General features: G+C 73.4%; 14 protein-coding genes and 1 pseudogene. 6 read left to right on the top strand and 9 right to left on the bottom strand.

The annotated features are described in order from the left end of the window. Positions 1 to 81 precede the first annotated feature (81 nt). The 3 genes from GEV43_RS24520 to GEV43_RS24510 form a co-directional block, all read right to left on the bottom strand. Complete coding sequence (locus tag GEV43_RS24520; protein WP_160822703.1) at positions 82 to 252, bottom strand: hypothetical protein; 171 nt, start codon at positions 250 to 252, stop codon at positions 82 to 84. After that, positions 242 to 766: an RNA polymerase sigma factor gene (locus tag GEV43_RS24515; protein WP_160822702.1), complete on the bottom strand. Its 525-nt coding sequence runs from the start codon at positions 764 to 766 to the stop codon at positions 242 to 244. The genes GEV43_RS24520 and GEV43_RS24515 overlap by 11 nt, the downstream gene beginning before the upstream one ends. A 217-nt stretch (positions 767 to 983) precedes the next feature. After that, entirely contained in the window at positions 984 to 1,175 is a 192-nt protein-coding gene (locus tag GEV43_RS24510; protein WP_160822701.1) for a hypothetical protein, read from the bottom strand. A gap of 251 nt (positions 1,176 to 1,426) precedes the next feature. Here GEV43_RS24510 and GEV43_RS24505 point away from each other — a divergent pair, with 251 nt between their 5' ends. Further along, a complete protein-coding gene (locus GEV43_RS24505) occupies positions 1,427 to 3,043 on the top strand; it encodes an MFS transporter (RefSeq protein ID WP_160822700.1) in 1,617 nt (538 codons plus the stop codon). Between the two features lie 113 nt (positions 3,044 to 3,156). Then, a complete protein-coding gene (locus GEV43_RS24500; protein WP_160822699.1) occupies positions 3,157 to 4,662 on the top strand; it encodes a DUF885 family protein in 1,506 nt (501 codons plus the stop codon). A gap of 39 nt (positions 4,663 to 4,701) precedes the next feature. Here the strand turns inward: GEV43_RS24500 and GEV43_RS24495 are convergent, their stop codons facing one another. Together GEV43_RS24495 and GEV43_RS24490 are read right to left on the bottom strand one after the other, a co-directional pair. Continuing rightward, positions 4,702 to 5,730: a hypothetical protein gene (locus GEV43_RS24495; protein WP_160822698.1), complete on the bottom strand. Its 1,029-nt coding sequence runs from the start codon at positions 5,728 to 5,730 to the stop codon at positions 4,702 to 4,704. Beyond that, positions 5,727 to 6,374, bottom strand: a complete 648-nt coding sequence (locus GEV43_RS24490) for a hypothetical protein (protein WP_160822697.1) — start codon at positions 6,372 to 6,374, stop codon at positions 5,727 to 5,729. The genes GEV43_RS24495 and GEV43_RS24490 overlap by 4 nt, the downstream gene beginning before the upstream one ends. A 254-nt stretch (positions 6,375 to 6,628) precedes the next feature. On the opposite strand from GEV43_RS24490, the gene GEV43_RS24485 reads away from it, so the two are divergent. From GEV43_RS24485 to GEV43_RS50910, 4 genes and pseudogenes are all read left to right on the top strand, one after another. After that, positions 6,629 to 7,081, top strand: coding sequence for a hypothetical protein (locus tag GEV43_RS24485; protein WP_160822696.1), 453 nt, complete (start codon positions 6,629 to 6,631; stop codon positions 7,079 to 7,081). Between the two features lie 6 nt (positions 7,082 to 7,087). Beyond that, positions 7,088 to 7,585: pseudogene (locus tag GEV43_RS56250) on the top strand (serine/threonine-protein kinase); the annotation flags it as partial. 50 nt (positions 7,586 to 7,635) lie between these two features. Continuing rightward, positions 7,636 to 8,349, top strand: a complete 714-nt coding sequence (locus GEV43_RS50915; RefSeq protein ID WP_241683025.1) for a hypothetical protein — start codon at positions 7,636 to 7,638, stop codon at positions 8,347 to 8,349. Further along, positions 8,346 to 8,756: a hypothetical protein gene (locus tag GEV43_RS50910; protein WP_241683024.1), complete on the top strand. Its 411-nt coding sequence runs from the start codon at positions 8,346 to 8,348 to the stop codon at positions 8,754 to 8,756. Before GEV43_RS50915 ends, GEV43_RS50910 begins: the two co-directional genes overlap by 4 nt. 58 nt (positions 8,757 to 8,814) lie before the next feature. Here GEV43_RS50910 and GEV43_RS55085 read toward each other — a convergent pair whose 3' ends face one another. The 4 genes from GEV43_RS55085 to GEV43_RS24460 all read right to left on the bottom strand — a co-directional run bounded on the left by GEV43_RS55085 (position 8,815) and on the right by GEV43_RS24460 (position 14,473). Further along, on the bottom strand, positions 8,815 to 11,766 hold the full coding sequence (locus GEV43_RS55085; RefSeq protein WP_309239817.1) for an amino acid adenylation domain-containing protein: 2,952 nt from the start codon (positions 11,764 to 11,766) through the stop codon (positions 8,815 to 8,817). 213 nt (positions 11,767 to 11,979) lie between these two features. Then, the gene (locus GEV43_RS24470; RefSeq protein WP_160822694.1) at positions 11,980 to 12,657 is read right to left on the bottom strand and encodes a hypothetical protein; all 678 of its coding nucleotides are present in this window, start codon (positions 12,655 to 12,657) and stop codon (positions 11,980 to 11,982) included. After that, entirely contained in the window at positions 12,654 to 13,331 is a 678-nt protein-coding gene (locus tag GEV43_RS24465; RefSeq protein WP_160822693.1) for a hypothetical protein, read from the bottom strand. Before GEV43_RS24465 ends, GEV43_RS24470 begins: the two co-directional genes overlap by 4 nt. Before the next feature lie 173 nt (positions 13,332 to 13,504). Further along, complete coding sequence (locus GEV43_RS24460) at positions 13,505 to 14,473, bottom strand: zinc-dependent alcohol dehydrogenase family protein (protein WP_160822692.1); 969 nt, start codon at positions 14,471 to 14,473, stop codon at positions 13,505 to 13,507. Between the last annotated feature and the right edge of the window lie 42 nt (positions 14,474 to 14,515).

Below are 14,515 nucleotides of genomic sequence, written 5' to 3'. Positions count from 1 at the left end.
CGCCCTGCGTGAGTAACCCGCCGCCGCTACCTGGGAGTGAGGCCGATCCGGTTCAGCCCGCGCAGGACGCCCCGCGCGTCGTCATCGGGTGGGGCTCTCGTTCTGGCGGGTGAGGGCGGGGTCGAGCCCCATCCGCCGGTAGAGGTCGTGCAGGTGCTGCTCGACGTCGACGGTGGCGTCCAGGTCCCTTCGCGTGGCCGCGGACGCCTGCCGGAGCAGCCGGTCCAGATCACGGCCTTCGTCACGGTCCATCGCTCGCCTCCTTCCGTGCCTTGAGTTCCCGCTGGAGCCGCCGCCGGGCGTGCCGCAGGTGGGAACGGACCGTCGCGGGCTTGTGGCCGGTGATCTCGGCGATCTCGGCGCAGGAGTAGCCGTCGATCGTCCAGGCCATGACGGCGCGCTGCTCGGAGGGGAGCAGGGTGAGCAGTTCCAGGGCGAACCGTTCGCCGGTCTGCCGGACGGCGACGTCAGGGGCGGTGGCGGCGCGGCGGCCGACGTCGTTGAGCACCGCCTCGCGGACGCGCCGGGCCTTCTGGACGTCGCGCAGGTAGACGCGTTCGGCGGCCTTGCGGGTGAAGGCGCGCGGGTACTCGATCTCGGGCCAGCGGCGCATCGCGGCCTGCATGGCCTCCTGCGCCACATCGCGCGCCTCCTCGGGCTTGGCGCCCAGGTTCATCACGAATCCGATCAGGGGGGTGAAGTCGGCCCGGTAGTAGGAGGGGAAGCCCGCCAGGGACGACGGGGCGATGTCCACCTTCTTCGGCATGCGCTGGATCTCCATTCCATGGCGTTGGGAAATTTCCCTAGGCAGCGCATCACGGTGTCCTTCCTTCCTGTCCGGAACATAGGAGTCAGGTGATGCGACCGGCTAGCCCCCGGTGCCGTCCAGTCGCGTTTTCCATACCTCACTCATTGAGTGCGGCGGGAACGCCGAACGTGCAACCCGTCCCCAGAAATTTCCCGGGGACGGGTCCGCGCGTGCTTCAACGAGGCCGACGTGCCGCGTAGACGATGGCGAACACGGTCGCGGTCACCGCGGCGAGCGCGGTGACCGCGATCGAGCCGGACGTGGTGTAGGCGGCCGGAACGCCGACCAGCGCCGCGTTGGCGACGACCACGATCTTGGCGGGGTCGTCCCGCCGGGGAGGGGTGTTCCCTTCGGTCTCCTGTGGCACGTCTTCCTCCTGACGTTGAACGAACGCCGTCGTCATGGAAGTGCGGCTGTGCCTCCGGGCGTGCAGCGCCGACTGCCGCTCAACGGGAATGCGTCTCGTTGCGCGTGGTGGCCCGGCGGACCCGTCGTGGCGTGCGTGAGCCGCCCGGTACGCGATCGTGCCCTCCACGCGTCGAGCATTCTCGAATAAGTGATCAATTGTTCTTCTTCCTATGATGCGCGGGACGGCCGGACGGCAGCGAGGGGCGGACCTTGAACGCATCACCGGAGAAGGAACTCGGAGGCCGCCGGCCCGCGCTGTTCTGGGGCGGCACCGCGCTGCTGACCGTCGGGGTCGTGCTGCATCTGCCCATGTACCTCGACGCCCGGAGCATGGACTACCACATGGCCGGAATGAAGATGGACGCGGCGATGTCCATCGGCATGGCGCTGATCGTGGTCGGGCTGGTGGCCGCCGGGTTCGGCCTGATGCCCCGCCGCGCCGACTACTCGGCCAGTGCCCGGCTGCGGGTGCGGGCCCTCGACGACGCGAGGATCAGCCCGACCCATGTCGGGCTGCTGCTGGTGCTGGCCGCGGCCGTGACCATCGACGTGATGAAGCCGACGTCCCTCGCGTTCGTGGTGCCGGGGTTCGCCAAGGAGTACGGGCTGAAGACCGCCCTCAACCCGCACGGCGGGCATCCCGCGGCGCTGCTCCCGCTGTTCGGGATCACCGGGACCGTGCTCGGCTCGCTGATCTGGGGCTGGCTGGGCGACCGGATGGGACGGCGCGCGGCCATGCTGCTGGCCGGGGTGCTGTTCGTCGGCACGTCCATCTGCGGGGCGATGCCGAGCTACGAGCTGAACCTGCTGATGTGCCTGATCATGGGCATCGGCGCGGGCGGGATGCTGCCCGTCGCGTTCACGCTGCTGTCGGAGACCATCCCCGCCCGCCACCGGGGCTGGCTCATGGTGCTGGTCGGCGGTGACATCGCGGGCGCGTACGTGCTGACGAGCTGGGCGTCGGAGTCGCTGACGCCGACCTACAGCTGGCGGATCCTGTGGCTCATCGGGCTGCCGACCGGGCTGCTGTTCATCCTGCTGACCCGGTGGATCCCCGAGTCGCCCCGGTACCTGCTGGCCGTCGGCGAGGAGGCGGAGGCGCGCCGGGTGCTGCGCCGCTACGGGGCCGAGATCGTCCCGATCGAGGAGTCCGAGCTCGCGGCGGAGAAGGACGTGCGCGGCAGCTACCTCCAGGTGCTGCGGCCGCCGTTCGCCGGGCTGACGCTGGTGCTGGCGCTCGTCGGCGCGGGCATCGGGCTCGTGGTGTACGGGTTCCAGCTCTGGCTGCCGACCAACCTGCGCCACCTCGGCTACACCGACGTGTCGGCCGACCGCGTCCTGCGCGACTCGTCCCTGATCGGGTTCCCGCTGAACTTCGCGGTCGCCTACCTCTACCACCGGTCCAGCCGGTGGACGCTGATCGGGCTGACCACCGTGGTGGTGGCGGCGCTGCTGGGCTTCGTGCTGCTCGGCGACGCGATCGCCGACGACACCGCCCTGCTGCGGACGCTGCTGGTCGTCCCCATCTGGGGGTCCAGCTCCGTCGTGGCGGTGCTGTCGGCCTACGGCGCGGAGGTGTACCCGACCCGGATCCGTTCGCGGGGCAGCGGCCTGGCCGCCGGGATGTCCAAGGCGGGCGGCATCCTGGTGATCGGCATCGTCGTGGCCGGGGTCGCGCTGCCGTCGGTGCGGATGACCGCGGCGTTCGGCGCGGTCCCGCTCGCGGCGGCGGCGCTGCTGGCGGTCTTCGTGACGATCGAGACCCGCAACCGCCGCCTGGAGGACATCACCGCCGCCGAACTCGGCCGCGGGGCCAAGGCCGCCTGACCCCCGTTCCGGTACGAGCCCGTTCGGCCGCCGCGCCGGCGCCGCAATGGTCCATGTTCGGCGGGCGCGAGTGGACCTGTGCATCGGACCTTTCGTTGGCCAGGGTCGTCTGCATGAACCTTGACTCACGCTTGCGGGCCGTCTGCGCGCTGACCGTACCGACGTCCCGCCAGGACGCGGGCCTGCACGAATACGACGGCGCCGTGCAGGACCTGTCGCTGGACGCCGTCCGGCGCGGCCTGGCCGTGCTCGGAGCGGGCCCGCGCCGCACCGACCCGTTCGAGGAGGCGTACCTCGCCGCGGCCGAGGAGGCGCTGCGCGTCCGGTTCGGCGAGCTGGAGCTGCACCGCGTCGACCCGAGCCTGCACATCGACGTGCTGGACCCGTCCTGCTACGAACGGGACTACGCGCCCGAGCGGGAGCGGGCGGAGGCGCGTCGGACGCACGTGCGGGCCTGGCCGGACGCGGTGGACGCCGCGATCGCCACCCTGGACCGCGTCCCCCCGCCGCGGGCGCGGGCCGCCCTCGCCTCGGCCCGCGGGCTGGCCCGGTACGCCGAGGACGAGCCCGCCGCGCAGGCCGCGCTGCGCCGGTTCGTCCAGCACCTGGAGCAGGCGGCCCGGCCGGGCGGGGACGTCCCGCCGGCGGTGCTCGGCGCGCGGGGGCTGACCCGGCTGCTGTCGGCGCACGAGGCGACCGAGGTCGATCTGACCGCCCTGGCCGAACGCGCCGACGCCGAACGCGACCAGTGGCACGCCCGGCTCGCCGACGCCTGCGAACGCATCGCGCCGGGCGAGCCGGTCGCGGCGACCATGGCGCTCGTGCTCCGCGACCATCCGGGCGCCGACGGGGTGGTGCCGCTGGCCGCGCGGCTCGTCGAGGAGGCGCTGGCCTGGACGTCCGAGCACGACCTGGTCCCGTACGCGGACGGCGGCTGCCGCGTCGGGCCCACCCCGCCGACGCGGCGCTGGGAGGTCGCGATGATGACCGCCGCCGCGCCGTACGAGGCGGACGGGCCGGGGTTCTTCGGCATCTCGCCGCCCGACCCGTCCTGGCCGGCGGCCGAACGCGACCAGTGGCTGACCCACTACCACCGGTCCGGGCTGGCCAACATCGTCCTGCACGAGACCTTCCCCGGCCACCTCGCCCACGGCCGCGCCCGGCGCCGCGCCGCCGGCGACGTCCGCCGGACGCTGGTCTCGGAGACGTTCAGCGAGGGCTGGGCGCACTACACCGAGCAGCTCGCGCTGGAGGAGGGCTTCCGGGCCGGGGACCCGCGCTTCACCGTGGGCGTGGCCCGCGACGCGCTGCTGCGGCTGACCCGGCTGACCTGCGCCATCGGCCTGCACACCGAGAGCATGGGCACGGACGAGGTGGCCCGGCGGCACCGCGCGGACGCGTTCGTCCCGGGCCGCGCCGCCGACGTCGCCACCGACCGCCTCATCCGGGACCCGATGGTCGTCTCCTACTCCTGGGGCCGGATGGCGATCCTGGACCTGCGCGAACGGGCCCGCAAGCAGTGGGGCCCCGGGTTCTCCCTGCCGCGGTTCCACCGCGCCCTCCTGGCCCTGGGCGCGCCCCCGATCGGCCTGATCGGCGCCGCCCTCCAGGAGATCTGACCCGCCGCCCGGACGGCCGGGACGGGGACGGGCGCCAGGTCAGGGGTTGTGCGGTTCCGGGGTTTCGCTCGGGGACGCTCGGCGCGGGGCCGGGAGCGAGGGGCCTTTGGACGGGGCTTCCGCGGACGCTCGTTCGCGGGGCCTCGGGCCTCTCCTCAGGTGGTTCCGCCAGCCGCCGCGGCGGAGGGAGCGGTAGTCGCCGTCGCGCGGAACGAGCAGGTCGCAGGCGATCATCACGAGGCAGAAGTTGAGCAGGGGCGTGCTCACCGCGATGGCGACGTGCAGGGACACCGCGGCCGACAGCAGGGCCAGCCGGACCCGGCGGCGCCTGCTGGCGGCCAGGAACGGGAAGCCGATCTCCAGCGCCACGGTCCCGTACGTCAGCGGCGTGGTGACGGGCCACAGCGCCGCCAGGGCCGCGACCGGCCCCGTGTCGGACAGGCCCGAGTGGACGACGTAGTAGGCCGCCGTGCCGTTCCGCCAGTCCGGGTCGAGGACCTTCCACAGGCCCGCCATGAGGTAGACCGCGCTGGTCTGGAAGACCATCAGGAAGAGCGCGCAGTTGTGCGCCATCGCGCTCACCGAGGGCGGCCGGGCCTCGGCCCGCCGGAGCCTGGCGCGCCTCCGCCGGGCGAACGGGCTCAGGTAGGCGTCGGTGACCGTCGCGACCGAGAACGGCAGCATGATCCGGGCGAGCACGTGGGCGTGGTCGAGCGCCTGGGGCGAGCGCATGTACAGCGAGGCCAGCAGCACGAAGTGGGCCGCGGTCAGGAGGCGTCCGCCGATCACGGTGTAGGCCGCCGCGACGGCCAGCCCGAGGTGGAAGAGGACCTCGAAGTACGGGGTGGAGCCGTTCAGCCCGTACAGCGACCAGTCCGGCTCCACCAGCCGGTGGAACGCCTCGTGCGGCAGGTAGCCGCGGGGTCCCCACAGCAGCCGCCGGTCGGGGTACGACGACAGGTAGAACTCCAGGCCCGACACGCCCAGGACGATGCGGAACAGCGCGGCCCCGATCAGCCGCCGGTGCCTGTGCTCGGCCCGCCGCAGGAACACCGGCAGGGCGGTCACCGCGCGACCCCCGGGACGATCGGCCGCCATCCCGAGTCGATCGCCAGCCTCCTGACCCGCGGGCGCTCGGCCGCGTCCGGCGGCCGGACGCGGGTCTCGTACACGCGGACGCGGAAGTGGGTCAGGGACCGGCCGGGGAACCGCTCGCGGGCCAGGGCGGTGAACAGGCGGTCGTAGAACGGCTGGAGGCCCTGCAAGCCGGGCGTGGTGAGCAGCTCGTCGCGGCAGCTGCTCCTGGCGATACGGCGCGAGAGGTCGGTGTCGCGGGGCGGCTCGCCCGACTCGGCGGCCAGGGCGTGCAGCACGTAGCACTTGCCCAGTTGCCAGGTCTTGGAGTGGCTGAACAGCCTCGCCGGCAGCGGGTGTTCGAGCCGTTCTCTCAGGTCGCCTTCGGCGGTCTCCCCCGCAGGCCCGCGGACCGTGACGCTGCCGCTCCAGCTCGACTTGATCGGGCTGGCGAACAGCTTCCAGGTCTGGCCGAAGGCCGGTGAGAACGCCCGGTCGGCCGCCGGGAGCAGGGCGGCGCGCGCCGGGGAGCGCGGGGCGTTGAACACCGCGACGGCCGCGCAGTAGGCCGCGGCGAACGCCAGCAGCGGGATCCACAGCAGGGACCGCCTGCCGGACGGCGGGGCGTGGGCGGGCATCGGGCCGTTCGCCTCCTTCGGGGGTACGGCCTGCCGGCCGTGGGCGGGGGTGACGGATCGCGCGGCATGGTGACGCACCGCAAAAACCCCGTCACTTAGAGTAGTCGATGGGTAGGTCGGGGAGGTCGCGCGGCCGGGAACCCGCCCCCGGTGGCGGCCCGGTCCGACGCGGGCCGCGACCGCAAGCGGTCACCCGGACCATCGCGATCGCGGCAGGGAGTAAATAGGCAGGACCGCGACGAAAGGACCCCATCGTGGCCACGCCTTCCCGTCCCGCCCTCACCACCCTGTCGGTCCGCTACAACCCGCCGGTCGCGTGGGGAGCCCTCGCGCTCGGCGTGCTCAACCTCCTGCTCGGGCTGCTGGCGCCCGGCCCGCTGATCAACGTGATCCTGGGCGTGCTCTTCATCGTGCTCGGCGTGATCTTCTTCGTCCGCACGTACTTCACCTACAGCGCCGCCGGCCGGACGCTGGAGGTGACCGCCCGATCGGCGCCCGCCGCTCGTTCCGGGCGAGCGGCGGCGACACGCTCGTGGTCGAGGGCGGTCGCATCGTCCTGGTACGGGCGGACGGCAGGCGCAAGAAGCTCCCGGTCGCCCGGTGGATGTCGCGCAGGCGGGAATGGGACGCCGTCGTGGAGGCGATCGGCTCGTGACGAGGCGTGCCAGGCGTACGAGGCGCACGGGGTCGGGCGCACCGGCGGCTGAGCGTCCGTGAGCCAGTGGCGGATCTCCGGGTTCGACGAGGTCCGGGAGCTGGGCTCGGGCGCGCAGGGGCGCGTGGTGCTGGCCCGGCACGCCCGGACGGGGTCCCCGGTGGCGATCAAGTACGTGCACCGGCGGCCGGGCGACGAGGCGGCCATCGAACGGCTCCGCGCGGAGGCGGTGGTGCTCGGCCGGATCACCGACCCGCACGTGAGCCGCCTCTACCGGTTCGTCAGCGGCGAGCACGGCGCGGCCATCGTGATGGAGGCCGTCAACGGGGTGTCGCTCAAGGCCATCCTCGCCGAGCACGGCGAACTCGCGCCGGAAGCCGCCCTGGTCGTGCTGAAGGGCTCGCTGCTGGGGCTCAAGGCCGCGCACGCGCTCGGCGTCGTCCACCGCGACTACAAGCCCGCGAACGTGGTCGTCCAGGAGGACGGCCTCAGCAAGCTCATCGACTTCGGCGTGGCCACGGTGACGGGCGACGGGTCCAGGACGGGCACGCCCGCCTACATGTCCCCGAGCAGTGGGAGGGGCGTCCCGCGTCGCCGTCCACCGACGTGTACGCGGCCACCTGCGTGTTCTTCGAGTGCGTCACCGGGCGCCGCCCGTTCCCGGCGTCCGACGTGCCCGCGCTCCGGCGGCGGCACCTCAGCGAACCCGTTCCGGCGGGCGAACTCCCCGAACCGCTGCGTCCCCTCGTCACGGCGGGCATGGCCAAGGACCCGCGCGACCGTCCGCCGTCCGCCGACGCCTTCCTCACGACGCTGGAGGCCGTCGCGTCCAACGCGTACGGCAACGACTGGGAGCATCGCGGCGTGCGGGTGCTGGCGGCGAGCGCGGCGGGCCTCGCGGCGCTGTTCCCCCTCGGCGGCCTCATCGCCCAGGGGCTCGCGGGCGGGAACGCCGTCGCGGCGTCGAGCGGGCTGCTGGCCACCACCGGAGCCAAGATCACCGCAGCGGCCATCGGCACGGCGATCGTGGCCGGGGCCGGGACGGCCGGGACCTACGCCGTCCAGCGGGAGACGGCGGGACCGGCGCGCGAGCCCAGCGCCACCAGGGCGGCCGTCGCCGTCTCGGCGCGGTCCTGCGGGTTCAACGAGGCGCGGCCGTCGCCGCCGTCCCGGGTCCGGCTGCCGCCGGAGGTACGGCTTCCGGCGGGCGCGGGCGTCTACCAGGTGCCGTTCCGGGAGGTCCGGTTCGTCGGGCCCGCCGGGCGGAAGTGCACCGCCGGGGCGGAAGCGGAGTCGGCACCGCGGAGGCCGGGGGCGTGACGGTGCTGCTCTACCGGAGAGGCTACGAATGCGGCTACTTCCCCCGCGGCGGCGAAGCGGCCCGCCTCAGGCGCACCGACCCCCTGAACTGCGGCGACGCCACACCGATCTCCGCGCGGGAGGACGTCCCGACCGGCAAGCCGGACCACCTCGCCTACCTGATGACCGGCGGCGCGTACCCCGGCGACCGCGGGGTGTCGCTGGTCACGCACACCCCCTGGCGTTCAGGGCTCTCCGATCCCGGACCGCTCATCACCTGCGCCCTGCCCCGCAGCGCCGCGAGCATCTGCGCCGCCGCGCTGACGTACCGCCTGGACGAGCTCATGCGTCCCCGAGGCGTCACCCAGCAGGCACTGGACCGGGCGGCCCGGCAGATCGCCCGCTACGTCGACGAGCACCTGCCCTAGAGAACGGCACCCGTTCCCAGGAGGCCGTTCGGGAGCGTTGTCGCCGCGGCGACGGCTGTCAGTGGGGTGGGGGGAGGAAGCCGGTCGACTGGAGGTAGCGGAGGTACAGGTCGATCAGGTCGGCGTCCACGGGCGGGATCGTGAGGCCGCTGCCGCGCAGGGCCCGGGTGATGTTGGAACGGTCGAGGTCGGGCACGTTCGGGGCGAAGGACGCCTCGAACACCGACAGGCCCGTCCGTTCCGAGCGTTCGGTGAACATGGGCATGTAGTCGGAGATCGGCGCCTCGGGGTGCGCGGACGCGTGCCGGGCCGTCTCCGCGAGCCACTCGTCATGGCCGGCCGTGCGGATCTCGTAGCCGTGGGCGCGGGCCCGTTCGGCGAGGAGGGACAGCGGCGCGGGGGCCGGGTTGACCAGGTGGTAGGCGTGGCCGCGCGGCGGCTCGTTGAGGACGAGGTGCACCAGGGCCTCGGCCGCCGCGTCCACGGGGACGAGGTCGAGAAGCAGCGGAACGTCCGGGATGACGCCGTTCTCGATGACGGCCTTGAACAGGGCGCTCATCATGGTCTTCGTGGACTGGACGCCGCGGACGCGCGTCCCCATGAGCTCGGACGGGCGGTAGACGCTCACGGGGAGCCCGCGGGCGGCGGCCTCGCGCAGGAGGTGCTCGGCCACCCATTTCGTCTCGGCGTACCCCTGGTTCAGCAGTTCCGGGTCACCGAGGGGGTCGTCCTCACGCAGGCGCCGTGTGCCGGCCTTGCCGAGCCCGGCCGCGACGGCGACGGAGGAGAGGTGGTGGACGGGCTTGAGGCGTTCGGTCCCGGCGAGCCGGAGCAGCTCGCGGACGCTCGCGACGTTCGCGGCGGCGAGCTGGGAGTACGGGTAGAGGAAGTTGACGTGCGCGCCGTTGTGGAGGATCACGTCGATCTCGCCCGCCAGCCGCGCGAACCGTTCGGCGGTGAGGCCCAGGCGGGGTGCGGACAGGTCGGAGGCCAGCGTGGTCACCCGGTCGTCCAGGCCGGTGGGCGGGAGCCCGTAGCGGCGTAGCGCCGCCTCCACGCGGCGGTGCCCCTCCTCGGCGTCCTCTGCCCGGACGAGGCAGACGATCCGCAGGTCCGTCGCGTCGATGAGCCGCCGGGTCAGGAACGCGCCGAGGAAGCCGGTCGCGCCCGTGAGCAGGAGCGTGCGAGGGCGCTCGGCCCTGTCCGGGTCGGCGGGGGCCTCGAAGCGGACGGCCGGGTCGAGCACGGCTTCCTTGCGCAGGTCCACGTCGCCGTCGCCGGTCGCGGCGCGGCCTTCGCGGACGTCGTCGAGACGGGTGGCGAGTTCGTGCAGGACGGGTGTGTCGAGCACCATGCGGACGAGCGAACGGTCCGCGGGCCCGTGCAGGTCCAGCGCGCCGCGGAGCGCGGGCACCATCCGGACGACTTGCAGCGACTGGCCGCCGAGGGCGACGAAGTCGTCGGTCCGGCGGACGTGGTCGATGCCGAGGAGTTCGCCCCAGAGGCGGGCGAGGGCCTGCTCGGTGTCGCCGCGCGGTGGTTCGGCCGCTTCCTTGTGGTCGGTCTCTTCCTCCGACAGCGCCTTCACCGCGTTCGCGTCCACCTTGCCGGTGCGGCCGAGCGGCAGCTTGCGGGCGACCGCGAGCCGCGCGGGCAGCATGAACGCGGGGAGCCGGTCTCGCAGGAAGCCGCGGAGCCGCCGGGCGAGCAGCCGCCGGTCGTCGCGTTCCACCTCGCCGCGCGGCGCGGCCCACAGGACGAGGGACTTGTCCTCGGCCCCGTCCTCGTCCACGACCGCCTTGGCCTCCTGCACCTGCGGGTGGGCGAGCGCGGCCGACTCCACCTCCTCCGGCTCGACCCGGAAGCCGCGGATCTTCACCTGGCGGTCCACGCGCCCGGTGAACTCCAGGACGCCGTCGGGCCGCCACAGCCCCAGGTCGCCGGTCCTGTACATGCGCGCGCCGCGGCGGCGGGCGAACGGGTCGGGCAGGAAGGACTCCGCCGTGCGCTCCTCGTCGCCGAGGTAGCCGATCGCGACGCCGTCCCCTCCGACGTACAGCTCGCCCTCCTCCTCGGGGTCGCAGGGCGAGCGGTCCTCGCGCAGGACGTAGCACGTCGAGTTGGCGATCGGCCTGCCGATCGGGACGGTCCGCGCCTCGTCCGGCAGGGCGGTCACCGGGTGGGTGGTGGAGAACGTGGAGTTCTCGCTCGGGCCGTAGCCGTTCAGGAGGACGCGGGGCGGGTCCGCCGCGAGGATGCCGCGCACGCACTCGGGGTTGAGCGCGTCGCCGCCCGCGATCAGGTAGCGCAGCGTGCCGAACATGCCGGGGCGGGCGAACCCCATCTGGTGGAACAGGCCGGCGGTCAGCCACATGACGGTCGCGCCCGTCCCGGTGATCGCGCGGGCGAGGTCGGGCGGGGACAGCAGCACCTCGCGGTCCGGCAGGACGAGGTGCGCGCCGTTCAGATGCGCGCCGAAGACCTCGAAGCAGGAGACGTCGAACGCGGGGTTGGTGGTGCCGAGGAACACGTCGTCCGGCCCGATGTCGGCGTAGTCGATGCTGGTGGCGAGGCGGACCGCGCCCCTGTGCGGCACGACCACCGCCTTCGGCTTCCCCGTGGTCCCGGAGGTGAACATCAGGTAGGCCGGGTCGGTGGCGCGGACGGACACCGGCCGCGGGGCGCGGACGGACACCGGCCGCGGGGCGGGGACGGCGGGACCGCTCGCCGCCGGGACGTCGTCCACCGCCAGGACGGAGGCCGCGGTCAGCCGGTCGCGCCAGCGGTCCCGGGTGAGCAGGCACGCGGCGCCGATCCGGTCGGCCATCTCCTGGAGCCGTCCGGTCGGCTGGTCGGGGTCCAGCGGGACGTACGCGCCGCCCGCCTTGAGGACGGCCCAGAGCGCCACCACCGACTCCAGCGAACGGTCCAGCAGGAGGCCCACCGGCTCGCCCCCGTCCACACCGTGGCCGTCGTGGAGGGGCGGGCCAGCGCCGCGGCGCGTTCGCACAGCTCCCGGTAGGTCAGCGTCGTCCCGCCGGCGGTGAGGGCCGGGGCGTCGGGGGTGCGGCGGACCTGGGCGTCGAACAGGTTCGGCAGCACCGCGTCGCGCGGGTACGGCCGCGCGGTCCGGTTCCACCGCCTCACATGCTCCGGGACCGCCTGCGCCATCGTCCCTTCCTCTCCTGTGCCGAGGTACGTGGCGTCGCCGCCGGGGGGTGCGTCAGCCGTCGCTGCCCGCGGCGGCGGCCCAGAACCTGCCGATGTGCTCGTCCACCGTCCGTGCGGACGCCAGGGCCCTCGCCGGGTCGTCGCCGTGGACGATGCCGTGCTCGACGACGTCCAGGGTGTTGTCGTTCATCTCTTCGGATTCGCCGCCTTCGTAGTAGGCGGCGAACTCCTCCGGCACTTTCAGGTCGAGCGCTCCGACCTGCGTGAGCAGTTCGGAGCAGCCGGGGAAGTAGGCCGTCAGGTCGGCGTACAGGCCGAACGCCGCGTCCGCCAGGGACCCGTGCAGGGCCGTCCAGGAGATCAGTCCGGGAAAGGCGTGCGCGGCCGGGCCGGTCGGCCACCTGTAGAACCGTTCCTCCGGAATGTCCAGCGCGAAAGCGCAGGCGCGGAGTTTCGGGTGGGCGTCGTAGACCAGGCGGCCGACGTCCAGGAAGAGGCCCGCCGCCGGACGGTGCGGAAAGCGCCCGATGAGAGTCCCGTACGCGGTCAGTTCCGCGATGTGGCACTGGAGTTCGACGCCGACCAGCCGGCGCAGATGTTCGACCTCCAGCCGTCCCGCGCGCGCCAGGTCGAGCAGCGCGTTGCCAACGGGTTCGCCGGCGCGGAGCCGGGCCAGTTCGTCCACGAGCGTCGCGGTGTGCGGGCCCGGCTTATAGGACGCGGACGTCATCGCGGATCCCCTTCGCTTGCGTTTCCTTCGGGCGCGTTCCGTTCGGGCGCGTTCCGTTCGGGTGCGACGGCGGCCTGCCAGTACCGCCCCACGCATTCCTCCATGACGCGGGCCAGCCGTACGGCGCGGGACACGTCGTCGCCCCTGTCGATGCCTTCCTGCACGAGACCGAGGACCTTGCTGGAAAGGCCGTCGGGCACCCCGTCCGCGTAGTACCGGACGATCTGCTCGGGGACCTCGGTCGAGGCCACCTGCATGGCGTCGGCGATCTCACGGCTGCCGCCGCCGTAGCTCTCCAGGTCGGCGTACATGACCAGGCCGAGCTCCGCCCGGTTGCAATGCAGGACGGCCCAGCTCAGGAAACCCGGGCAGGCGAAACCGTCGGGGCCCACCGCGCCGTTCTCCGCGCTCTCGTCGTCGATGCCGACCAGCGGCCGTATCGAGGACAGGTGCGAACGGGCGTCCACCGCCATGGTGTTGAGGTCCTGGAAGACCTCGTGCCGGTGCAGGGCCGTGCCGAGCGCGTAGACGGTCATCTCCGCCTCGGCGGTCCGGATCTCGCCGCGTATGAGGGCGCGCAGATCCTCACGGCCGAAGCGGTCCGATTTCACGCGTTCGAGAAAGAGATTGGGAATCGGGTTTCTGCGGCGCAGCTCGACCAGTTTGCCGGTCAAAGATTCCACGTTTCTCTCTGCGGAGTTCACATCCATCCCCTTTCCGAGGCGTAGTCACCGCCGCCTTTTCCGGTACGTCGTGCGCCCTCTTACTACCCGTCCGGACAATCGGTACCTGGTATTTTCGTCCTAGTACAGTTCTTCCGCGCGTCACGGGAAAGGGCGCGTGCGGATCAGGGGGTGAGGAGGATCTTGCCGGTGCGGCCGGGCGCGGCGGCGTGGCGCACCGCGTCGGCGAACCCGGCGAGCGGATACCGGGCCTCGACCTCCGACCTCAGGACGCCCGTCCGCAGGCCGTCCACGACGGCGGCGGCGAGGCCGGCGCGTTCGTCCCGGTCGAGGGTCCGCAGGCGTTCGGGCAGCCAGAAGCCCTCGACGCCGACGGACCGGAAGATGAGGTCCTCCGTGCGCACGGTGGCCGGCTGCCCCGACATCAGGCCGTAGACGACCAGCCGTCCGCCGTCGGCGAGGCAGCGGACCGCCTGGTCGCTGGCCTGCCCGCCGACCGCGTCGAACGCCACGGCGGCGCCCCTGCCCGCGGTGAGGTCCGCGCAGCGGTCGCCGACCGGCTCGGACGAGGCGTCGATGACGGTCGCCCCGAGCTCGCGGAGCGCGGCGGAGTGCCGGCCGCTGCGCACGATGCTGACGCAGCGCGCTCCGGCGCGGACGGCCAGCCGGGTCACCATCCGCGCGACGGCCGACGCGCCCGCGTTCTGCACCAGCCACTGCCCCGTGCGGAGGCCGGCCAGGCGGACGAGCAGGAGCGCCGTCGGCGGGTTGATCGACATCTGGCAGGCGTCGTCGTCGCCGATGTCGTCCGGCAGCACGGTGAGGTCGGCGGGGTCGGCGACGACCAGGTCCTGCCAGGTGCCGGCGGCGTCGAGCGCCACCCGCGTGCCCGGCGCCGGTCCGGCTCCGGCGCCGCACGCGTCCACGACACCGGCGGCCTCGAAGCCCACCGGCGAGGGCGAGGGCGGCGGGCGGCCGTAGCGTCCGCGCACGTAGAGCAGGTCGGACGGGTTGACCGGGCGGGCGCTGATCCGGACGCGCACCCGGCCCGGCGGCGGCTCGGGGTCCGGCGCCTGGACGCATTCCAGCACGTCGAGGGGGGAACCGGGCCGTTCGAAACGGATCATCCGCATGTCCGTGCCATCTCCTGCGTTGTCGGGGTGCCGGGGCGCGGG

Source organism: Actinomadura sp. J1-007 (assembly GCF_009793335.1).
Taxonomy (GTDB): Bacteria; Actinomycetota; Actinomycetes; order Streptosporangiales; family Streptosporangiaceae; genus Spirillospora; species Spirillospora yumaensis.
Note: the sequence above shows the minus strand (reverse complement) of the source record. Positions and strands in the feature narration are given on the sequence as shown.